Raw genomic sequence first — 21335 nt, 5'->3', positions numbered from 1 at the left:
CAGTGTTTCTGCTATAATTTTAAACATTGACATATAAACGAATTTTAAACTAGAGTATGAACTTAGATTATCTTGATTTTGAACAACCCATTGTCGAATTAGAGGAAAAAATACAAGCGCTTGATAATATTAAAGACAAAGCGGATATTGTTGATGAAATGGGGGCGCTTAAAATCAAGAGTAATGCTTTAACCAAAAAAATCTTTTCCTCTTTAAGCGACTGGCAAATATCTCAACTAGCGCGCCATCCAAAACGCCTTTATACACTTGATTATATTTCTCATGTATTTGATGAGTTTACTGAATTACACGGTGATCGTATCTATGGTGATGACCATGCTATTATTGGTGGCATTGCTAGATTAGATGCCCAGCCAGTGATGTTTATTGGCCAACAAAAAGGACGAACCACTCAAGAAAAACTTAAATACAATTTTGGCATGCCTAGGCCTGAAGGCTATCGTAAGGCCTTACGTTTAATGAAGCTGTCTGAAAAATTCTCAATGCCTATTATTACTTTTATTGATACTCCTGGTGCTTACCCAGGTATTGGCGCTGAAGAACGAGGTCAAAGTGAGGCCATTGCTAAAAATCTATTTGAAATGTCAACCCTTGCAACACCCATTATCTCGGTAGTTATTGGTGAAGGCGGCTCTGGTGGTGCATTAGCAATTGGCGTTGCAGATATAATCATGATGTTTAAATATAGTATTTACTCCGTGATTTCCCCAGAAGGCTGTGCATCCATTTTGTATAAAGATGCAACCAAGGCTAATCTTGCGGCGGAATCTCTAAAACTAACCTCAGCCCATCTTAAAGAAAATGGGCTAATTGACATCATTATTGATGAACCGTTAGGTGGCATTCACCGCGACCCTTCGCAAGCAAAAGTGCTACTAAAAGAGGCATTAATACAACAACTCAATGAAATTAAACAACTACCAATAGAGCAATTGTTACAAAACAGACAAGAAAAACTCTTAAATTTTGGAAAATTTAAAGACTAAAGATTTATTTCTTAAGGATAAACAAATTGTCCTTGGTCTTAGTGGTGGCATTGATTCTGTTGTACTGTTGTATTATTTAAACACGCACTATCCCAATAAAACAAGAGTCATTCATTACAACCATCATTTATCTCAATATTGTAACGAATGGAATAAGTTTTGCGAAAAGCTATGTTTAAGCCTTAATATCACCTATTTAAGTATTGATTTATATTTTAATAATACATCTAATATCGAAGAAAATACACGTAAAAAGCGCTATCATTCTTTATCTAACTCATTAAAAAAAAATGAAGTGCTTTGCACAGCACACCATCAGAACGACCAAGCAGAAACCCTACTTTTACAATTGTTTCGTGGTAGTGGCATCAAAGGATTAGCCGCCATGCCTAAAGAAAAACCTTTAGGCATGGGTATTCACTATCGTCCTTTTTTAACAATTAGTAAGTTTCAAATTATTGATTATGCTAAAAATAACAAACTAAACTGGATAGAAGATGATAGCAACAAAAATACTAATTTTATGCGTAATTTCTTGCGTTTAGAAATTCTACCTAAATTATCTGGTGCATATAAAAATTTAACAAGAACACTTGCTAGAAGCGCAAAACACCAATCAGAAGCCTTAAAACTAATACGCGAATTAGCCGATATTGATATGAATACATATCACATTATCAACAATGCCAATCGCATCGATACAAATAGACTTATCAAACTTGAAACCCACAGAATTAAAAATGTTCTTCGTCATCATTTAAATTTGCTTAACTTTTTAACACCTAGCGATAAAATAATGCATCAAATTATTGAACTGCTATACACAAAAGAAAATACCAACCCTTTAGTATGTTGGGATAAGTATGAGATTAGACGTTACCAAAATGAATTATATTTCATCAATAAGACCTTACCAAGAAAAAACGCGTTTTGTCCATTTTATAAAGAGCTTAAGAATTTTAAAAATTTTTCAATTCGTTATCGACAAGAAGGCCAACGTATTAAATTACTAGGAAAAACGCACACTCAATCACTAAAAAAAGTCTTACAAGAAGCCAATATCCCGCCATGGGAACGGAATCGATTAAAAATGTATTACATTGATAATAAATTATGCGCTATTGAACGTATCGGAAAAATATCTAACATTTAGGGTAAATCTTACTTGTTCCAAATGGATGGTGGTATTTATTGCTAGCTTAATAAGGATTATTAATCCCAATTTTTGCTAATATTTTTATCTCTAGGTTTTCCATTTGCTGCGCATCTTTAGTGTCAATATGATCATAGCCCAACAAATGCAACATACCATGAATTGCCATATGGGTTAAGTGGTTATTAAAAGATTTATGTTGTTCAATAGACTCTTTTAAAACGACCTGCGTACAAATCACCACATCCCCTAAAACCGCCTCATCAATTTCAATCGGCAAATCACTTTGGAATGATAATACATTAGTAAGTTTATCTTGATGACGATAAACTTTATTAAGATTTTTAATTTCTGTTTCATTGACTAATCGAATCAATAACTCGCTTTCACCCCTGTCTAACTCTTTAATCACTTCTTGTAAAGTGTTGCTTAAATCATACTCATTAATAGATGAATCATGAATAATATTTTGAATAACTACCATACTTAATCTTGGGCTTAATGATATTTTTTGATAAAATTATTGATTTTATCAAAAGTCTATTATCTTGTCATTAATTGTTGAAGTTGCCATACCCATACCACTAAATAAAACTTTTGACTATCTATGTGATGATGAGGTGCTTGTTGGTGTGCGCGTTAAAGTGCCTTTTGTACGTAAAAAAGTAATCGGTATAGTGCTAGCTATTAGAGATAAAAGTAATTTTTATAAACTGAAATCTGTTGAAGAAGTGTTAGACAAAACGCCAATTTTAGACAAACTAACCTTAAGCCTCTTATTTTGGTCGGCCAATTATTACCACCATCCAATTGGTGAAGTGATTTCAACTGCACTACCTAAAAACTTGCGTTTAGGTAAAAAAGCAAACATTAAAAAAATTACCGGTTTGCCAAATCAAACAAAGCAATCAAACTTCAAGCTCTCAGATGAGCAAAATATTGCCATCACACAAATCTTAAAATCAAACTACCAATATCACGCTTTTTTACTCCACGGTGTGACTGGTAGTGGCAAAACTGAGGTATATTTACACACCACCCAAGCAATGCTTAATCAAAAAAAACAAGTGCTGGTATTGGTACCAGAAATTGGGCTAACACCACAAATGATTACACGTTTTGAATCACGCCTAAAAACACGCGTAGTAACGATTCATTCACAACTCAACGAAACTAAAAAACTAGATGCCTATCTTATGGCTAAAAATGGTGAGGCTGGCGTGGTAATTGGTACACGAAGTGCTATTTTTTCACCGATGCCAAACCTAGGCTTAATCATTATTGACGAAGAACATGATAATTCATTTAAACAACAATCAAATTTTCGATATTGTGCCAAAAATTTAAGTTTTATACGTGCCAAACAAGCCAATATTCCAATAGTCTTAGGTACAGCAACACCTTCATTAGAATTGTTAAAAAATGTGATGGATCAAAAAATCACACGTATCACACTCACCAAACGCACAGGCAATGCCACTCTGCCAAAAATCAGTTTGATTGATATGCGCAGTAATACTGATGGTGCTTTGTCTAAAATGCTGATTGAAAAAACCAAACAATATTTATCAGCCGGCAAGCAAGTCATGTTATTTATTAACCGTCGAGGCTATGCACCTGTTTATTATTGCACACAGTGCAGCTGGAAAGCACAATGCGACCATTGCGATTCAACCATGGTTTATCACCGCCATATCAATCGTCTTAAATGCCATCATTGCGGTGGTGAAAAAATGCCAGAACACACCTGCCCAGACTGCTTTAGGCAAAGCCTTAAAGTGCTAGGCTATGGCACAGAAAGACTAGAAGAAACACTATCTTCATATTTTGCAGATACCCCTATTATCCGTATTGATCGCGATACCACACGACGCAAAAAAGCCTTTACACGACACTTAGAACAAATTAACGCTGGCAAATCTTGTATTATTATTGGCACGCAAATGTTAGCTAAAGGGCATGATTTTTCCAATCTTGCAATGGTTGGTATTTTGGATATTGATACTGGGTTTTTATCTCTTAATTTCCGAGCAACTGAATATTTAGCCCAACTACTCATCCAAGTATCAGGTCGTGCAGGCAGGCATAAAGAAAAAGGCGAAGTCGTTATTCAAACTCGCTATCCAGATCATCCAATCTTTAACTTTATTTTATCATCCCACTACACGCAATTTGCCAACCAACTCCTCAAACAGCGCTTAAGCGCAATGATGCCACCTTTTTCACACCAGGCATTATTATGTGCCAATGCAAAAAATAAACAAAATGCTGAAAATTTCTTACATGAAGCAGTCGTTTTATTAAAAAATATACAAATAAATTCAGTAGAAATTTTGGGGCCAGTGATCAACACCATTGAAAAAAAATCAGACTACTACTACTTTAATCTATACCTACAATCCAACAATCGAGTAACACTCCACCAAATGCTATCTACTTTCAATCAACATATCAACATACTAAAACTCAAAAACAAAGTACGTTGGTATTTAGATATTGATCCAATTGAATAATAGATAATTTATTATAATTCAACATCATCTATTCATTCTGAAATATCAATAATTTAATTTAAGATTTTTAGATCAATCTGGCACCTCTTTATCATTGTTATCCAATCGCCTACAAGTTAAGACACTTTGTAAACGCCAATCTTTAACACGTTTGAGAGGAATATCAATCATATCAGTATATTTTACAGACAAAATTTCAATTACTACCATGGTGATAAATATATCAACATGGCTTCTGATGACCGTTTATATATATTCTTGGTTTAATTTAAACACAGACTAAATAGTCATACCAGTATAGACACAACTATACACTCATACTACAAATTATACAAATGAACGCTATAGTCGTGTCAAGTCTTTTATTAAATTTAACGAAAAATTAAAATTAACTAGAAAATAGAGAGCTACATATAAGTTAGAATTGTAGGTTTTTAAAAAAATGATAAGTTGTACGAAGGCTCTAGAAAGGAGAACAATAAGAAAGACATGAAGCTAAAAAGAAGCTGTGTAATACACATTCTGAATATGCATATTAGTTAATGTCTAATGAAATAGACTCACTAAATTATATTAACCCGTACATCAAAAAACAGATAAAAATTTAGAGTAATAAACTAGAAAAATAAGTCAGAATAGTAAGCAATATTATTATTTTCAGTTGTTTGTACCTATAATATCTTTATTATTTCAATAAAAAATAGGAATATAAGGAAGAAAAAATTAATATAATCTGCACTTGGGTGTCTTTTTACTAACTTCAGAATTTTCCACTTTAAATTACTAGATGAGTTTGAGTATTAAATGATATTTTTTTGTATAAAATAGATTGTTCCTACAATATTATTTTGAATTTTAATTCAAATCTAAGAGGAATAAAAATGTTCAAAATAACAACACTATTTGTTTTCAAGAGATTGTGCAGCAGCTCTTCTAAAAACTATAAAAGAATCTAATAAAGCTAAGCAATTTAAGCAACCATCAAAAGGAAATTATGAATTACATATTTAGAGAGGTTCTTTTGTTGGCGCTTCTCTAAAAAAAGATATTTTGGCTAATGACAAATGTATTGGAGAGTTAGCTCCAAGTATATTTTTCTATGAAGAAATTGATGACAATAAATAACATGCCATATCTACAAAATCGGAGTTTTCGTCAAATGATTTGGTTATAACAACAAAAATAGAGCAGAATTACTTTACTTTATATGACAATATATAAAATTTGATTTTTTCTAGGTACTGGACTTGAACTTATCAAAGACATGAAAACTGCTTCTAAATTAGAACTGACCAAAAAGACAACTATAATAAATAATAAATCATTTTATTTAACAGTTTATTAACTAGATTTAGATGTTATAGTCCACTTACTATAGTTTTAATAGCATTAGTAATGACTAAAAGCTCACTATCAGTAATTATAAATGGTGGCATAGTATAGAGTAACTTTCCATACGGTCTTAACCAAACACCCAATGTAATTAAATGTTTTTGAATTATTTGTATATCAATTTCATGTATAAGTTCTATCGCTCCAATAGCGCCTAGAATTCGTACATATTTAACTTGTGTGTGTTTTTGAAGAGATAACAACTCTGCATTCAATATTTTCTCGATATTGGCAATGTTCTTTTGCCAAGGAGAATTAAGTAATAATTCAATACTAGCATTAGCAACAGCGCAAGCCAAGGGATTTGCCATAAAAGTCGGACCATGCATTAATGTGCCTACTACACTTGAAACACCATTAGTTGTTAGTGTGGCTGCTAGTGTCATATAGCCACCTGTTAATGCTTTACCCAGACATAAGATATCGGGCTTAACATTGACATGCTCAAGTGCAAATAATTGTCCAGTACGACCAAAACCAGTAGCAATCTCATCTAAGATGAATAAAACATGATACTGCTTGCAAAGCGCTTTAGCTTTAAGTAAATATTGGGGGTTGTATATTCGCATACCTCCTGCATTTTGTACAACAGGTTCTAAAATCATAGCTGCAATTGAATTGGCATCTTGTTCTAAAATAATTTCTAAATCTGCCAATGCCTCATCCATAGATACGATAGATGGGCTTTTAACAAAAAAATGTTGTGACAATACGCTTGAAAACAAATGATGCATGCCATTGTCTGGGTCGCACACGCTCATCGCACCAAATGTATCGCCATGATAGCCACCCAGAATCGTGATAAATTTTTTCTTATTGGCTTGACGTTTATTGTGCCAATATTGGAGTGCCATTTTGAGGGCAACTTCTACTGACACTGAGCCAGAATCAGTAAAAAATATTTTGGTTAAATTATCAGGTGTAATCTTCAATAACGTTTTAGTAAGCTCAATCACAGGCTGATGAGTCAACCCACCAAACATCACATGAGACATTTTCCCTAGCTGAGTTTCAATCGCTTTATTAAGAACTGGATGGTTGTAACCATGAATTGCTGACCACCATGAACTCATGCCATCAATAACACGCTTACCACCTTCTAAAGTTAAATAAACACCCTTAGCTGATTCAACTAAATAGGCAGGAACTTCGTTAGGAATTTTGGCATATGGGTGCCAAATATGTTGGTTATCAAATGTATTCATGTGGATACATTTTACTGACACTGGTTATAAATAATCTTTAAGTTCAGCCATTGAATCAATCACCAAATCTGGATTAGCATTTTGGATATCCTCGCCATGATTATACCCATACGACATACAAATAATTTCAAATCCAGCAGCACGCGAAGCGGCTACATCGCTGATTGAATCACCAAGCATTAAGCAATCTTGTGGATTGATATTAAAAAATTCAGCACTATGTAATAGTGGCAACGGGTCTGGCTTTTTCTTTGCCAAGGTATCGCCAGAAACCACCAATCTAAAATAATTAAAAATATCCAAATCTTTCAAAATTGGTAAAGTGAATTGCTTAGCCTTATTGGTCACACAGCCTAGTATATAACCTTGTTGTTTTAAATAATTCAAGCCCTCTTTTACGCCACTATATAAACATGAACGCGTAGAAGTATTAACACTATATAGTTCTAAAAAAATTGGATAGGCCTTGTTAAAATCTTGTTTATTAACGTTTGCTTCAAACTCGCCAGTCAGTGACCTTTCTACCAATTTTGGCACGCCATTACCAACCCAATGGCGAACCTTGGCCTCGCCCCATGGAGTTCTATTCATCACTTTCATCAATTCATCAATACAATAAGCTAAATCTGGAGCGCTATCAACCAAAGTTCCATCTACATCAATCATAATTAATTTTGGATTAAAAATTTTCATTGTTATCCTTGTATTTTTTAACAACACTATTTTGATAAAATGTATATTATATTATTTTTTCAAATATTCGTTATGCAAAATTCACTCATCGGCTTTATCGGCGCTGGTAACATGGCATATGCTATTATTTCTGGACTTATTAACAATGGTATTAAGCACAATCAAATCAAAATTAGTGATACCAATAAGGCATTATTATCTCTTCGAAAGACTGAATTTAATCTTGAGGTTTTTACGGATAATACTAAACTTGCAATACAGTGTAATGTTATTGTTCTTGCTGTTAAACCACAGGTATTATCTAGCGTTTGTAAAGACTTAAAAAATAAACTTGCAATCAATACGCTCATTATATCTATTGCTGCTGGTGTTAGATCACGTGATATTGAACGCTGGCTAGGTGATAACCAAGCTATTGTACGTACTATGCCTAATATGCCTGCCTTACTCAATCAGGGTATTACAGGCTTGTTTGCCAATAAACAAGTATCAGATAAACAAAAATCCTTAGCAGAAAATATACTCAACTCTGTAGGCGAATGCTTATGGGTAAACGATGAAGGTTTGCTGGATGTAATCACAGCAGTTTCTGGCAGTGGCCCTGCGTATTTTTTCTTAATGCTTGAATCAATGACTAAAGTTGGTGCAGCATTAGGGCTGGACGAGGCAGTGGCACAAAAATTAAGCATTCAAACTGCACTGGGTGCAAGCATAGTGGCAAGTAGTTCTGAAGATTCACCTCAACAACTCCGAAATAAAGTCACTTCAAAAAATGGCACAACTCAAGCAGCAATTGAGTCTTTCCAAGATCAGGACTTTGAAGTGATTATTGCCCATGCAATGCGTGCTGCTTTTAATAGGGCAAATGAGATAGGTATGGAATTAGGTAATGATAAGTGAATCATTATCAACGCTATTACACCTATTAACTCTGTTTACTGTTTGAAAGTACGTATTTAATTCATATACTAATATTATTTAATGCATTTCTTATTCTACATTAGTATTATTTAAATAAGCGTATTTTATTACTAACAAACAATGCCATTAAAGAAATTAACCCTTACCAAAAGCTTAATTAAAACAATAAATAATCATTCGTAATTTTTCAAAACTCTGTTGCCAATCACTCATTATCACAACTCAATAGGATTTTAAATGCTTAGCACTGAAGATATTCTTAAATTAAATGTTCTTATTGCCACCTCAGTTGCAATTCGTATTGATACTTATAAATTAGTCGTAGTTGGACTCAATGCAAAATTCAAAGAACAAGTGATTGATTTAAACCCGACGGGTGATAGCGACGTCTATATTAAAGCAGTTAAAAAACTTCTAATTAATCAAATACTAGGCGCAATGGGTGGTTATATATCGTATTTAAAACGTTGGTCAAGAATTGTGGAAGTGGCATCATCAAACCTTGCATTATTACTCAAACTGGGTGAGGTTGAAGCAGTTGTTGCAGTGTCAAATACAACCAATTTTGATAAAACTGGCTTGGTGGTGTGTTACTAATACTAACAATCAAGCCGAAATTGGACGGTTTCTACTTACTAAAAATTTGTGTGTTAACGCCGAAGTTGGTAAAGATATCGCGCACTATTTGCTAGAGTTTTTACCATTTACACAGAATATAGAACAATTAATTGATAGCACCAATTTGATATTACAAAAAGATTTGATTAACAAAGAAGAAAAGACTAAATTATGGAAACAAGGCCAAAAAAACAGCAATTTTGGTTGGTTTTATTGAGCGTATGAAAAACAATCTACCCAGTAAAGTTAACATAATTCCGCTTTATTTTAAACATCAAGATCTGCAAATCGTTTCTAACGAACAGGCACAATCGCTATTAGCAACCTTGATTCACATCTTAAAAAAAATCAACCAAGAAACTATTTTGTATCGTACATTGGACGCTCTTGGACGGTATCTATCTCCCATCAATGACTTGTAAAGAATCTATTGACGATATTATTAATCAAGCTAATGTCATAACTCATAATGTCAAATATGAAAAAGAAAAGCTCTTTGCCAGAATGTTATTAGCAGGTGTGAGTTGTCAACACCATTTCAGCTCACAATTTAACAGGCTCTGCCATTCGTAAAAAACTTATCAATGTATTAGAGCCTATTCAAAAAGCCTTAAACGTATTAACCACTCCATAATAATTGCATATTGGCAATGGTTTTACTAATGGAGTGCTTTCAGTCCTTAACGCTCTTGAGCCTAATAGCAAATTTTGAGCTTGTATAAAGCGTAATATTTTTGACAAATGACGTGATGCATATTCACCAAGTATCAATTTATTATTCATTTGCAAGAGGCATTTTGATACAATCGTACGTATTTCATGGTATCTTTATACGTAATATAGTAGATATAAATGTTCACACAATTAAGCCATTTTTGATAAAAAATGATACATCAAAAAAGAAGACATGCGCTGCTAAACGAGCTTGATGATAATGCAATTGTGCTTGTTAGCACCAACCCTGAGAAGAATCGTTCTGGTGATGTTAATTACCCTTTCCGCGTACATAGTGATTTTTACTACCTAACTGGTTTTCAAGAGCCTGAAGCTCTGGCGGTTTTTTCTAAAGAAAACTATACAATATTTTTGCGCCCTAAAGACAAAATACGTGAAATTTGGGATGGAAAACGTTTAGGAATTGATGATGCGCCCAATACTTTAAAATCAAATCATGCTTTTTCTATAGATTTATTAAAAGAAAAATTACCCCAAATAATTCTTAATAATCAAGTTTATTTTGATACTAAAACTTGTCAATTAGACAACGATATTTCACGTCTTTTATCAAACCATCAATTGAAATCACTCGCCCCAACTTTACATGAGATGCGTCTTATTAAAGACATGCTTGAGATAAATATCATGCAAAAAGCTGCTAATATTTCAATTAAAGCACACCAATTAGCAATGCAAACAATCCAGCCCAATATGTTTGAATTTGAAGTGCAAAGTATTTTTGACGGATATTTTACTAAAAATAATGCCCAACATGCTTACACGCCTATTATTGCAGGGGGGGAAAATGCTTGCATTCTACACTATATAGAAAATAACAAAAAACTCAACAAAAACGACTTGATTTTAATTGACGCTGGTGCTGAAGTGGATTGCTACGCTTCAGATATTACGCGAACTTTTCCAGTTAACGGTCAATTTTCCCGTGCACAGAAACAAATTTATCAGATTGTGCTTGATGCTCAAATTAATGCCATAAATGTCATCAAACCCGGTGTAAAAATTAATGAGCCTCATAAAGTCGCCACCAATATAATTAAACAAGGTTTAATCAACCTTGGTATATTAAAGACTGGTGCTGACTTATCACAGTTTTATATGCATGGCACAGGGCATTGGCTTGGTCTTGATGTACATGATGTGGGTCAATACAAAAAAGACGATCATCACAGAAAATTTGTAGCTGGCATGATAACCACTGTCGAACCCGGCATTTATATTCGTAAGAATGATAAAATCAGCCCAATTTATCATAATATTGGTATCAGAATTGAAGATGATGTATTAGTAACAACATCAGGAAATACAGTACTAACTAAGTCCCTCGCTAAAGAAATCAACGAAATTGAATCACTTATGAGCTAATAATATTATGAATATACAACAAGCAATTAAACAAATTATTAAAAAACAAGATCTTAGTGAAAATGAGATGCATAAGGTGATGAATGACATTATGACAGGCAAAACTACTGATGCACAAATTGGTGGTTTTTTAGTTGGCCTTGCGATAAAAGGTGAAAGTGTTGATGAAATTACTGCCGCTGCTAAAACCATGCGTTCTTTGGTCAAAAGTGTCACTATTAAAAACACCAAGCACTTAGTAGACACTTGTGGTACAGGTGGTGATGGACTGGGATTGTTTAACATTTCAACTGCGTGTACCTTTGTTGTAGCTGCTGCTGGCGGATCGGTTGCCAAGCATGGTAATAGTAGTATTTCTTCAAAATCAGGCAGTGCTGATGTTTTAAAGGCAGCAGGTGTTAATCTTGATATGAGTGTTGAAAAAATTAGCAAATGTATTGAAAAAATTGGCATCGGGTTTATGTTTGCACCTTTTCATCACATTGCCATGAAACACGTCATTGAGCCACGCAAAGACCTTGCCATTAAAACTATTTTTAATGTCTTAGGTCCATTAACTAACCCTGCTAAAGTACCTAATCAGGTCATGGGGGTTTATGCTCAATCTTTAGTTGAGCCCATTGCTTATGTTTTAAAAAATTTAGGATCTAAACATGTCATTGTTGTACATTCTAAAGATGGCTTAGATGAAATTTCAATTGCTGATGACACGTTTGTGGCTGAATTGAAAAATGGTCAAGTTAGCACTTACACCATCAACCCTGCTGATTTTAGTCTACCACTAGGTAATTTAAATGACATAAAAGCCAACAATGCGGACTATTCATTAGTACTAATTCAACAAGCACTTGATGGTAAAGACGGAGTGGCTAAAAATATCATCGCCCTTAATTCAGGTGCAGCTATTTATGTATGTGGACTTGCAAATTCACTACAAAAGGGTGTTAATAAAGCGCTTAACATTTTAAACAGCGATGTAGCACATCAAAAATTGGATGATTTTGTCCGTGAATCAACAGATTGTTAATATTGGTCTTTATAATGAATAAAAAGACCAACCTCATTTGGATTGATTTAGAAATGACAGGGCTTATACCTGAAAAAGATGTCATTATTGAAATTGCCACCATTGTCACTAATGTACAACTTCATATTATTGCGCAAGGTCCCTCCTTAGTCATTCATCAAAACGATGAAATTCTAAGTAATATGGACCAGTGGAATACCGAACACCATACTAGTTCTGGGCTACTTAGGCGTGTTAGAGAGAGTAGCCTTTCTTGCAAACAGGCAGAAGCCCAAACCTTAGAATTTTTAAAAAAATATGTACACACAGGCGCCTCACCAATGTGTGGCAATACCATTTGTCAAGATAGACGTTTTTTGTACAATTACATGCCAACACTGGAGCGATTTTTTCACTACCGTCATATTGATGTTTCTACTCTTAAAGAGCTGGTTATACGCTGGAAGCCTAATGCAAAAATGATATTTGAAAAAGATTCCGCACATTTGGCGCTTTCTGATATACAGGACTCAATTGATGAGTTAAAACATTACCGAAACGTTTTTATTAATGTCTAGTACTTGGCTCGCCCCTGCAAAAATTAATTTATTTTTGCATATTAACAACAAAAGAGAGGATGGTTATCATAATTTGCAAACCATTTTTCAAATGCTTGATTATTACGATGAATTAAAATTTTCTATCACTAATGGTGGCGTTATTAAACGTATTAATGGTAATGAAGATGTAGAGCAAAGCCAAGATTTAATCGTTAAGGCAGCCAAAGTACTTCAAGAATACACTGGCACAACGTTGGGTGCTAACCTCTCAATCGTTAAAAATATTCCAATTGGTGGTGGCTTAGGAGGTGGCTCTTCAGATGCAGCAACCACGTTAGTGGCACTTAATCAACTTTGGGATACAAAATTAACCCAACCACAACTCATGAAATTGGGATTGAATCTAGGTGCAGATGTACCTGTATTTATCTTTGCTAAAAGCGCTTGGGCGGAAGGTATAGGAGAAATTCTAAGCCCTATTAAAATGCCTAATTATTATTATTTGGTTGTCTTTATTAACAAACATACTTCAACTAAAGAAATTTTTTCTCATTATGCATTGACAATGAGCAAACCTCAAGGGAAAATAGCCAAGTTCTCTGAACTTATAAATACTCATAATGACTGCTTACAAGCAGCTATAGCATTGGAGGCAGAAATTGGTGTTGCACTAAAACACCTTAATACTTGTGCTAATCATATTAGCCAAGTTAGAATGAGCGGCACAGGTAGCTGTGTTTTTAATGAATTCTTAACTGAGAAAGACGCTTTGGCAGCGGCTAAAAAAGTGCCAAAAAAATGGATGAGTTTTGTAACACGTGCAATCAACACTTCTCCGATTCATAGTTGGGCTGTCGCCAAGCGGTAAGGCAACGGGTTTTGATCCCGTCATTCGCAGGTTCAAATCCTGCCAGCCCAGCCAACTTCTTTTTATGCCTTGTCTTTCTTATCAGCGTATAATTTGGCCACTTTATTTAGTATTGATTAATCCTCTATGTCTCTTGAGAAAATTAAAATCTTTAGCGGTAATGCTAATCCTGAACTTTCTGGAGAAATCATTTCTAATTTAAATGTTGTACAAGGTAAAGCACTGGTGGGTAGATTTAGCGATGGTGAATCTCAAGTTGAAATATTAGAAAATGTACGTGGTTGTGATGTCTTTATAATTCAGCCTACTTGTGGGCCTTCTCCAGCTGAAACCTTAATGGAACTTTTGGTTATCGTTGATGCGCTTAAACGCTCGTCAGCTACACGAATTACTGCTGTTGTACCTTATTTCGGCTATTCAAGACAAGATCGTAGATCGCGCCTAACTCGCGTACCCATCACAGCAAAACTTGCTGCAAAAATGGTTGAATCTGCAGGTGTAGATCGAATATTAACCGTTGATTTGCACGCAGATCAAATTCAAGGATTTTTCAATATTCCAATTGATAATATTTACGCTCAACCCGTTCTAATTGAAGACATCTTATCTAAAAATTACCAAGATATTGTTGTTGTATCTCCTGATGTAGGCGGCGTAATAAGGGCACGTGCTGCTGCAAAGCGCCTATTTGATGCAGACCTTGCCATTATTGACAAACGACGTCCAGCACCCAACATGGTTAAAATCATGAATGTTATTGGTGATGTTGAGGGTAGAACTTGCATTCTGATTGATGACATGGTTGATACCGCTGGTACACTTTGTCAAGCCGCTGGCATTTTAAAACAACGGGGCGCTAAAAAAGTAGTGGCCTACACTACACACGCCGTTCTTTCTGGCAATGCAATTCATAATATTAGAAGCTCTGAGCTAAATAAGTTGGTAACAACCAACACCATTCCACTTAATGCCGATGCTACCAACTGCTCTAAAATTAGACAATTGTCCATTGCACCAACGATGGCTGAGGTTATCAAACGAATTAGCGAAGAGCAATCTATTAGTACTATTTTTACGTAATAGTCGAATAGAAAAATACCACAATACAAGGCTATGATTTTTAACCAATAACTTTGGGTATAATCCATCTTTTGTTTTGTCAAACACATTAACTTTAATTTATGAAATCCACAACTAAAGCACACAAGCAATCACTACAAAAATTAATCATGGCTGGCAAAGAGAAAGGCTACTTAACCTACTCTGAAATTAACGACATTCTGCCAGAAGACTTGTTAACACAAGAACAAGTAGAGCCTATTGTTACGATTCTTGAAGAGTTAGATATTGCCGTTTCTGATATTGTTCCAGATGCAGATACTTTGGTGGTTGAATCTGGTGCTAAAGCACAATCAACTTCAGCAGAAGCTGCAATAGCAGCACTTGCAGCACTGGATTCAGAATTTGGCAGAACAACAGACCCAGTTAGAATGTACATGCGTGAAATGGGCGTTGTTGATTTACTAGAACAAGAAGATGAAATCCGCATTGCTAAAGAAATTGAAGCTGGCGTGTTTGAAATCATGAAGGGTATTACTTTATACCCTGTGATTACTGACTTTTTCTTCAAAGCGCACACCCGCCTAGAAGAAGGAAAATGTAAGATGACCGACGTAATTATTGGCTATCAAGGCGATACAGAAGACTTTGCTGTAAAAAAAGCCGCTTTTGATGCAGGCAAGTTTGATAACGACGAAGAACATGAGGACATGGAATACACAGGGCCCGATGAAAATCAAGTGTATAACCGTTTTGAAACCATATCAAAATGTTCTAAAACTTACAACGAAACCAATGAAAAACTCGGTTTTCGTCATAAAAAAACAATTGAAATGCGCCAACAATTATCCCAAAGTTTGTCAGACTTACGCCTAGCGCCCAAACTAGTCAATACCATGATAGAGGTTATTTGTAACCGCGTGGAGCAAGTCAAAAAACAAGAAAAAACCATTCAAAACAAGTGCTTAGATGCAGGCATGAATCGATTATATTTTTTTGAATCATTTTCTAAAAATGAAACCAATTTTGACTGGCTTAGTGCCATCAAACTAGATGAAAAAACTGAAGAAAAACTAAAAGTCAGTAAAGATGAAATTTATTATGCACAAAAAAATCTCCAACAATTTGAAGAAGAAATGCAACTCACTATTACTGAGCTTAAAACATTGAATAAAATGTATCGTCGTGGTGATCGTCGTGCTAAAAAAGCAAAATCGCAAATGATTGAAGCAAACCTTAGATTGGTAATTTCAATTGCGAAAAAATATGCCAACCGCGGATTACAATTCTTGGACCTAATTCAAGAAGGCAATGTTGGCTTAATGAAGGCAGTTGATAAATTTGAATATCGTCGTGGTTACAAGTTCTCTACTTACGCTACTTGGTGGATTCGTCAGGCTATTACTCGCTCTATTGCAGACCAAGCACGTACCATTCGTATTCCAGTTCACATGATTGAAACCATCAATAAACTTAATCGTGTACGTCGCCAACTCTTGCAGAAATTTGGTCGCGAAGCTTCTCCTGAAGAGTTAGCAACTGAAATGGAACTGCCAGAATACAAAATTATAAAAATCCTAAAAATTTCCAAAGAGCCTTTGTCAATGGAAACCCCGGTTGGTGATGATGAAGACTCTAATATTGGTGATTTTATTGAAGACACTAATCTGTCTTCACCCGTTGAGATAACCACCAAAGAAAGTTTAAGAGAAACCACAAGCGAATTACTTTCTAACTTATCGCCTCGCGAGGCTAAAGTATTAAAAATGCGTTTTGGTATTGATATGAATACCGATCACACTTTAGAAGAAGTTGGTCGTCAATTTGATGTCACCCGTGAGCGCATTCGTCAAATTGAGGCCAAAGCACTACGCAAGCTAAGACACCCTTCTCGTGCACATAAATTACAAAGTTTCCTAGAATAATTCTTTAGGGCCTATAGCTCAGTTGGTTAGAGCAATCGACTCATAATCGATTAGTCCTTGGTTCAAGCCCAAGTAGGCCCACCATTTTCATCAATACTTATCATGTAAATATAACAGTGTTTGACTTACTTATACCACCATTAATTAGGTTAACCACTCAAGCTGGTGATATGATTATGTCACTTTATAAAAGTGAACTTAATATTAAAATAAAATCAGACGAAACGCCACTGACCATTGCTGATAAAAACGCACATAAGCTAATTATTAAAACACTCTCAAAACTCACGCCAAACACACCTATTCTTTCAGAAGAATCTGAAGTAATTGAATTTTCTGAACGTTCTAAATGGCATGAATACTGGTTAATTGACCCACTTGATGGCACCCGTGACTTTCTTGAACAAACAGGTGAATTTTGTATTTGTATTGCTTATATTAAACAACATAAACCAATATTTGGCATGATTTATGCGCCACTAAGTAAAACACACTACTATACAACAGATGCAAACAACACCTTCAAACAAGAAGGCGTTATTCAGACATTAAATGCACACACAAACCATCACCCCTTAAAAATTGTTATTGGTCATTGGTCGTCACACAACAAACAATTGCAAGAACACTTAGGAAAATACAGCGCTTATAAGGTGTCTCAACTGGGTAGCGCACTAAAATTTTGCGCTATTGCAGAAGGTAGGTATGACTATTATCCAAAATTTGGCCCTTGTTCTGAATGGGATACTGCTGCTGGGGTATGCATTTTACAAGGCGCAGGTGGCAGTGTTGTTAATCAAGATGGAAAGCCTCTAAGTTACAATACTAAAGACAATTTAACCAGCCCAATTTTCTTTGCCTCAAATAAATCTTAAAGATAAATCTATTGCTTGAATATTCTTAGTGATACTGCCTGTAGAGATAAAATCAACGCCAGTATTAGCAACTTCAACAATATTGTTTTCATTGATATTACCAGAAGCCTCTAAGGGTAATTTACCTTTAGCTAAACCAACCGCTTGTATTAAATCACTTATGGAAAAATTATCACACAATACTCTGGCTACACCACTAAGTATGAGCACTTCTTGTAATTGACTCAAATCCTCAACTTCAACAATTAAAGGAAGATTTGGGTATTGCTCTATTGCTAATTTAACTGCTAAAGTGATTGAACCTAAAGCAATAATATGATTTTCTTTCAGCATAACACAATCATACAAGCCCATACGATGGTTAACACCACCGCCGCATTTTACTGCGTATTTTTGCGCCAATCTTAGCCCAGGAATAGTCTTTCTAGTGTCTATCAATTGTGCATTAGTGTGATTAATTTTACTCACTAAATCATGAGTTTTTGTCGCCACAGAGCTTAGCATCTGTAAAAAATTAAGCGCTACCCTTTCAGCACTAATAATAGCCTTGGAAGAGCCTATTAAAATACACAAAATCTGCCCTGAACTAATACACTCACCATCTTTAATTTTCCAATCTAGTTTGATTTTATCATCAAGCAATAAAAATGTACTTTGTGCATATTCTATGCCACAAATAACGCTAAATTCTCTTGATATAATCTCAGCTGAGATTATTGTTTTGTTTAAAAATAAATCAGCAGAAACATCGCCAGTACCAAAGTCCTCAGCCAATGCCAATGCTACGCTATCAAGAATATATTTACTCGTTGATAAATTCATAAATAATACGCGCTGACTCATCACTAGAGCCTAAATTTAGTTGTTGATGAATTGCATTAAATTCTTTGATTAAGGTTTTATTATCACGGCTCATAATTACCATGGCATGTTTGGCGATATTGTTGCCATTGGCATTATTTTGAATCAGCTCTGGCACTAAATTTTTATTGGCAATTATATTTGGCAGGCTAATATATTTACTCTTAACTAATATTAAAGCAATAAAATAACTAACACTAGACAACTTATAAACAACCACCATTGGTACACCAACCAGTGCCAACTCTAACGTCGCAGTGCCCGATGCAACTAATGCCAAGTCTACGTTTAACATGCACGCATGTGCACGCCCAAGTGAAATTTCAACTGGAATATTCTCTACTTGAGTAGTTGCCCAATTTAATAATTCATCATTCGCTAAAGCCAAGTGAAAGGTTAACATTGGATCTTGCACTAACATTATTTTAGCTGCTAGCAACATTTCAGGTAGTAATCTCTTAACTTCACTTTGTCTAGAACCCGGCATTAGAAGAATATTTTTTGTCTTAATATGTGATTTTCTAGGTAGCAAACTCTGCGCTAAAGGATGCCCAACAAATAATGCTCTTTGATTATGCGCTTGATAAAAATCCACTTCAAATGGAAATAAACACAACACTAAATCTGATGATTGTTTAATTTTTTTAATCCGAAATTGGCGCCAAGCCCAAATCGAAGGCGAAATAAAATGTACAGTTTTTACACCTTGAGATTTAAGCTTCCTTTCAATTACAAAATTAAAATCTGGCGCATCAACACCAATAAAAACATCTGGTTTTTGATTAGAAAAATAGACAATAATAAGTTTTCGCAAACGTAATAAAAATGGCAATTTTTTTAAAACTTCACTAAAACCCATCACATTGATTTGCTTTTGATCCCAACGTTGTACACATCCAGCAGCAATCATTTTATCCCCAGCTAACCCTTCAATACTAACATTGGATTTTTGCTTTTTTAAGGATTTAATTAACTTGGAACCAATCAGATCACCTGAGGTTTCAGCCGCACTAATTGCAATCTTTATTGGGCCCTTACTTTCTTGGAAGGATAATTTGTGGTTCTTCATCAAAGCCGCGGTAAATCACCACAATATTGCCAATTACTTGTACCAAGTAAGCATTATAAATACTAATAATTTTAGCAATTATTTTTTGCTTTTCCTCTCTCTTGTCAATGCGTATTTTAATTTTTAATAATTCATGCTTTTCCATGGTTGCCTTAAGTTCTACCAAAACAGACTCACTTAATCCATGTTGTCCTACCATTACGATAGGTTCTAGACTATGGCCTTTTGATCTAAGAAATTTTTTTTGATTGTTGGTTAATTTAATCATTAATTATATGCTCTTTGTTAAATAAATCTTGAATGGTTTCGCGTTCTCGCACTAGTGTATGTTGATTGCCTGATACCATTACTTCCGCTACTCTAGGACGAGAATTATAATTTGAGCTCATGGTAAAGCCATAAGCACCAGTAGACATTAGTGCTAAATAGTCCCCTTCAGATAAAGAAAGCTTTCTATTTTTAGCTAAAAAATCACCCGTTTCACAAATTGGTCCCACCAAATCCCAATTGGCATCAACACCTTTAGCATTTTCATTAACAGGCAATACTTGATGATAAGTTTGATAAAAAGCAGGCCTCAATAAATCATTCATTGCACCGTCAATAATTGCAAATGACTTGTCTGAATTTTGCTTTAAAAATTCAACTTTTGTAACAAATACACCGGCATTGCCAACAACTGCCCGACCCGGTTCTAAAATAATTTTTAAATCATTCATTTTCACTTTGTCAAGAATTGAGGCAATATAAGCATTAATGTCAATTATTTGTTCGTTGTTATATTTAATGCCAATACCACCACCTAAATCCAAATGAGTAATACGAATATTAATCTTATCAAGCTTAGCAACTAGTTCAAGCACTTTATCAAGCGCATCTAAAAAAGGAGACACTTCTACTAATTGTGAACCAATATGACAATTCAGCCCTTTAACAGCTAAATAAGGTGAATTATGTGCCATTCGATAAATAGGAACGACGTCATCAATATCAACACCAAACTTATTTTCTTTAAGTCCTGTTGAAATATACGGGTGTGTTTTTGCATCAACATTAGGATTAATACGTAGCGAAATTTGTGCTTGCGTGCCCATATCTTTTGCTACTTGCTCAATACGATTCATCTCCGCCATGGACTCAACATTAAAGCAAAAAATACCCACTTCTAAAGCACGTTTAATTTCAAACTTTGTTTTAGCTACACCTGAAAATACACAACGAGATGCATCTGCTCCAGCAAATAAAACACGCTCTAATTCACCAATGGATACAATATCAAAACCAGAGCCTATTTTAGACAAAACATTAAGTACTGCTAAATTAGAGTTGGCTTTAACCGCATAGCAAACTAAATGTGGATGTGTGCCAAATGCTTGGTCAAATTCATACCAGTTATTCTCAATATCAGTACGAGAATAAACATAAAGTGGTGACTCATAAGCATCTATTAAATCTGTTATAGCAACAGATTCAGCATATAGTATGTGATTTTTATAAGAAAAACCCAAGA

General features: G+C 34.7%; 21 protein-coding genes and 2 tRNA genes. 15 read left to right on the top strand and 8 right to left on the bottom strand.

The genetic code is table 11. The features are described from left to right. Nucleotides 1-56 precede the first annotated feature (56 nt). Nucleotides 57-1007: an acetyl-CoA carboxylase carboxyltransferase subunit alpha gene (locus RMAG_RS00655; RefSeq protein ID WP_011737544.1), complete on the top strand. Its 951-nt coding sequence runs from the start codon at nt 57-59 to the stop codon at nt 1005-1007. Further along, nucleotides 988-2160, top strand: coding sequence for a tRNA lysidine(34) synthetase TilS (gene tilS, locus RMAG_RS00650; protein ID WP_011737543.1), 1173 nt, complete (start codon nt 988-990; stop codon nt 2158-2160). The genes RMAG_RS00655 and tilS overlap by 20 nt, the downstream gene beginning before the upstream one ends. Nucleotides 2161-2206: 46 nt before the next feature. Here the strand turns inward: tilS and ybeY are convergent, their stop codons facing one another. Beyond that, nucleotides 2207-2644: an rRNA maturation RNase YbeY gene (gene ybeY / locus RMAG_RS00645; RefSeq protein ID WP_011737542.1), complete on the bottom strand. Its 438-nt coding sequence runs from the start codon at nt 2642-2644 to the stop codon at nt 2207-2209. A 64-nt stretch (nt 2645-2708) separates the two neighbouring features. On the opposite strand from ybeY, the gene priA reads away from it, so the two are divergent. Beyond that, nucleotides 2709-4673 (top strand): replication restart helicase PriA, encoded by a 1965-nt coding sequence (priA, locus tag RMAG_RS00640; RefSeq protein ID WP_011737541.1) that lies wholly within the window; start codon nt 2709-2711, stop codon nt 4671-4673. Nucleotides 4674-6031: 1358 nt separating this feature from the next. Here priA and bioA read toward each other — a convergent pair. Both bioA and RMAG_RS00630 read right to left on the bottom strand, forming a co-directional pair. Beyond that, entirely contained in the window at nt 6032-7270 is a 1239-nt protein-coding gene (gene bioA / locus RMAG_RS00635) for an adenosylmethionine--8-amino-7-oxononanoate transaminase (protein WP_011737540.1), read from the bottom strand. Between the two features lie 24 nt (nt 7271-7294). Continuing rightward, on the bottom strand, nt 7295-7963 hold the full coding sequence (locus RMAG_RS00630) for a phosphoglycolate phosphatase (protein ID WP_011737539.1): 669 nt from the start codon (nt 7961-7963) through the stop codon (nt 7295-7297). Nucleotides 7964-8035: 72 nt separating this feature from the next. Here RMAG_RS00630 and proC point away from each other — a divergent pair, with 72 nt between their 5' ends. From proC to RMAG_RS05965, 3 genes are all read left to right on the top strand, one after another. Continuing rightward, nucleotides 8036-8863 carry a pyrroline-5-carboxylate reductase gene (proC, locus tag RMAG_RS00625; RefSeq protein WP_024792053.1) on the top strand — a complete coding sequence of 276 codons (828 nt, stop codon included), beginning with the start codon at nt 8036-8038 and terminating at the stop codon, nt 8861-8863. A gap of 258 nt (nt 8864-9121) precedes the next feature. Continuing rightward, on the top strand, nt 9122-9481 hold the full coding sequence (locus RMAG_RS05970) for a hypothetical protein (protein WP_011737537.1): 360 nt from the start codon (nt 9122-9124) through the stop codon (nt 9479-9481). 221 nt (nt 9482-9702) lie between these two features. Further along, nucleotides 9703-9924 (top strand): hypothetical protein, encoded by a 222-nt coding sequence (locus RMAG_RS05965; protein WP_236608570.1) that lies wholly within the window; start codon nt 9703-9705, stop codon nt 9922-9924. A gap of 178 nt (nt 9925-10102) precedes the next feature. On the opposite strand, the gene RMAG_RS05760 is transcribed toward RMAG_RS05965, so the two are convergent. After that, on the bottom strand, nt 10103-10285 hold the full coding sequence (locus RMAG_RS05760) for a hypothetical protein (RefSeq protein ID WP_187145679.1): 183 nt from the start codon (nt 10283-10285) through the stop codon (nt 10103-10105). A 102-nt stretch (nt 10286-10387) separates the two neighbouring features. Here RMAG_RS05760 and RMAG_RS00615 point away from each other — a divergent pair, with 102 nt between their 5' ends. The 9 genes from RMAG_RS00615 to cysQ all read left to right on the top strand — a co-directional run bounded on the left by RMAG_RS00615 (nt 10388) and on the right by cysQ (nt 17895). Continuing rightward, nucleotides 10388-11602, top strand: a complete 1215-nt coding sequence (locus RMAG_RS00615) for an aminopeptidase P N-terminal domain-containing protein (RefSeq protein WP_011737535.1) — start codon at nt 10388-10390, stop codon at nt 11600-11602. A 7-nt stretch (nt 11603-11609) separates the two neighbouring features. Next, the gene (trpD, locus tag RMAG_RS00610; protein WP_011737534.1) at nt 11610-12629 is read left to right on the top strand and encodes an anthranilate phosphoribosyltransferase; all 1020 of its coding nucleotides are present in this window, start codon (nt 11610-11612) and stop codon (nt 12627-12629) included. Between the two features lie 14 nt (nt 12630-12643). Further along, nucleotides 12644-13186, top strand: coding sequence for an oligoribonuclease (gene orn, locus RMAG_RS00605; protein WP_011737533.1), 543 nt, complete (start codon nt 12644-12646; stop codon nt 13184-13186). Beyond that, nucleotides 13179-14036: a 4-(cytidine 5'-diphospho)-2-C-methyl-D-erythritol kinase gene (ispE, locus tag RMAG_RS05495; RefSeq protein ID WP_011737532.1), complete on the top strand. Its 858-nt coding sequence runs from the start codon at nt 13179-13181 to the stop codon at nt 14034-14036. Before orn ends, ispE begins: the two co-directional genes overlap by 8 nt. Next, nucleotides 14016-14090: transfer RNA gene (locus RMAG_RS00600), tRNA-Gln, on the top strand. Before ispE ends, RMAG_RS00600 begins: the two co-directional genes overlap by 21 nt. A 72-nt stretch (nt 14091-14162) precedes the next feature. Continuing rightward, on the top strand, nt 14163-15116 hold the full coding sequence (locus tag RMAG_RS00595) for a ribose-phosphate pyrophosphokinase (protein ID WP_011737531.1): 954 nt from the start codon (nt 14163-14165) through the stop codon (nt 15114-15116). A gap of 101 nt (nt 15117-15217) precedes the next feature. Beyond that, a complete protein-coding gene (rpoD, locus tag RMAG_RS00590) occupies nt 15218-17020 on the top strand; it encodes an RNA polymerase sigma factor RpoD (RefSeq protein WP_011737530.1) in 1803 nt (600 codons plus the stop codon). A 7-nt stretch (nt 17021-17027) separates the two neighbouring features. Further along, nucleotides 17028-17104: transfer RNA gene (locus tag RMAG_RS00585), tRNA-Ile, on the top strand. A gap of 32 nt (nt 17105-17136) precedes the next feature. Then, nucleotides 17137-17895, top strand: a complete 759-nt coding sequence (gene cysQ, locus RMAG_RS00580; RefSeq protein ID WP_011737529.1) for a 3'(2'),5'-bisphosphate nucleotidase CysQ — start codon at nt 17137-17139, stop codon at nt 17893-17895. On the opposite strand, the gene nadC is transcribed toward cysQ, so the two are convergent. From nadC to lysA, 4 genes are read right to left on the bottom strand one after another with little or no spacing between them, the layout of a single operon-like run. Beyond that, nucleotides 17881-18717 (bottom strand): carboxylating nicotinate-nucleotide diphosphorylase, encoded by an 837-nt coding sequence (nadC, locus tag RMAG_RS00575; protein ID WP_011737528.1) that lies wholly within the window; start codon nt 18715-18717, stop codon nt 17881-17883. The genes cysQ and nadC overlap by 15 nt on opposite strands. Further along, nucleotides 18698-19825, bottom strand: a complete 1128-nt coding sequence (lpxB, locus tag RMAG_RS00570; protein ID WP_011737527.1) for a lipid-A-disaccharide synthase — start codon at nt 19823-19825, stop codon at nt 18698-18700. Before lpxB ends, nadC begins: the two co-directional genes overlap by 20 nt. Then, nucleotides 19791-20093, bottom strand: a complete 303-nt coding sequence (gene yhbY / locus RMAG_RS00565) for a ribosome assembly RNA-binding protein YhbY (RefSeq protein WP_011737526.1) — start codon at nt 20091-20093, stop codon at nt 19791-19793. Before yhbY ends, lpxB begins: the two co-directional genes overlap by 35 nt. Continuing rightward, nucleotides 20086-21333 (bottom strand): diaminopimelate decarboxylase, encoded by a 1248-nt coding sequence (lysA, locus tag RMAG_RS00560; protein ID WP_011737525.1) that lies wholly within the window; start codon nt 21331-21333, stop codon nt 20086-20088. The genes yhbY and lysA overlap by 8 nt, the downstream gene beginning before the upstream one ends. Nucleotides 21334-21335: the final 2 nt, after the last annotated feature.

The sequence above is a fragment of the Candidatus Ruthia magnifica str. Cm (Calyptogena magnifica) genome (genome assembly GCF_000015105.1).
In the GTDB taxonomy this organism is placed as follows: domain Bacteria; phylum Pseudomonadota; class Gammaproteobacteria; order PS1; family Pseudothioglobaceae; genus Ruthia; species Ruthia magnifica.
The sequence above is the reverse complement of the archived record's forward strand: the minus strand, read 5'-3'. Positions and strand labels throughout refer to the sequence as shown.

Excerpts from the sequence above, each read along its gene's own strand:
- RMAG_RS00655 (WP_011737544.1), top strand. The coding sequence starts at position 57 with ATGAACTTAGATTATCTTGATTTTGAACAACCCATTGTCGAATTAGAG.
- ybeY (WP_011737542.1), bottom strand. The coding sequence starts at position 2,644 with ATGGTAGTTATTCAAAATATTATTCATGATTCATCTATTAATGAGTAT.
- bioA (WP_011737540.1), bottom strand. The coding sequence starts at position 7,270 with ATGAATACATTTGATAACCAACATATTTGGCACCCATATGCCAAAATT.
- RMAG_RS00630 (WP_011737539.1), bottom strand. The coding sequence starts at position 7,963 with ATGAAAATTTTTAATCCAAAATTAATTATGATTGATGTAGATGGAACT.
- proC (WP_024792053.1), top strand. The coding sequence starts at position 8,036 with ATGCAAAATTCACTCATCGGCTTTATCGGCGCTGGTAACATGGCATAT.
- RMAG_RS05970 (WP_011737537.1), top strand. The coding sequence starts at position 9,122 with ATGCTTAGCACTGAAGATATTCTTAAATTAAATGTTCTTATTGCCACC.
- RMAG_RS05760 (WP_187145679.1), bottom strand. The coding sequence starts at position 10,285 with ATGAATAATAAATTGATACTTGGTGAATATGCATCACGTCATTTGTCA.
- RMAG_RS00615 (WP_011737535.1), top strand. The coding sequence starts at position 10,388 with ATGATACATCAAAAAAGAAGACATGCGCTGCTAAACGAGCTTGATGAT.
- trpD (WP_011737534.1), top strand. The coding sequence starts at position 11,610 with ATGAATATACAACAAGCAATTAAACAAATTATTAAAAAACAAGATCTT.
- orn (WP_011737533.1), top strand. The coding sequence starts at position 12,644 with ATGAATAAAAAGACCAACCTCATTTGGATTGATTTAGAAATGACAGGG.
- ispE (WP_011737532.1), top strand. The coding sequence starts at position 13,179 with ATGTCTAGTACTTGGCTCGCCCCTGCAAAAATTAATTTATTTTTGCAT.
- RMAG_RS00595 (WP_011737531.1), top strand. The coding sequence starts at position 14,163 with ATGTCTCTTGAGAAAATTAAAATCTTTAGCGGTAATGCTAATCCTGAA.
- rpoD (WP_011737530.1), top strand. The coding sequence starts at position 15,218 with ATGAAATCCACAACTAAAGCACACAAGCAATCACTACAAAAATTAATC.
- nadC (WP_011737528.1), bottom strand. The coding sequence starts at position 18,717 with ATGAATTTATCAACGAGTAAATATATTCTTGATAGCGTAGCATTGGCA.
- lpxB (WP_011737527.1), bottom strand. The coding sequence starts at position 19,825 with ATGAAGAACCACAAATTATCCTTCCAAGAAAGTAAGGGCCCAATAAAG.
- yhbY (WP_011737526.1), bottom strand. The coding sequence starts at position 20,093 with ATGATTAAATTAACCAACAATCAAAAAAAATTTCTTAGATCAAAAGGC.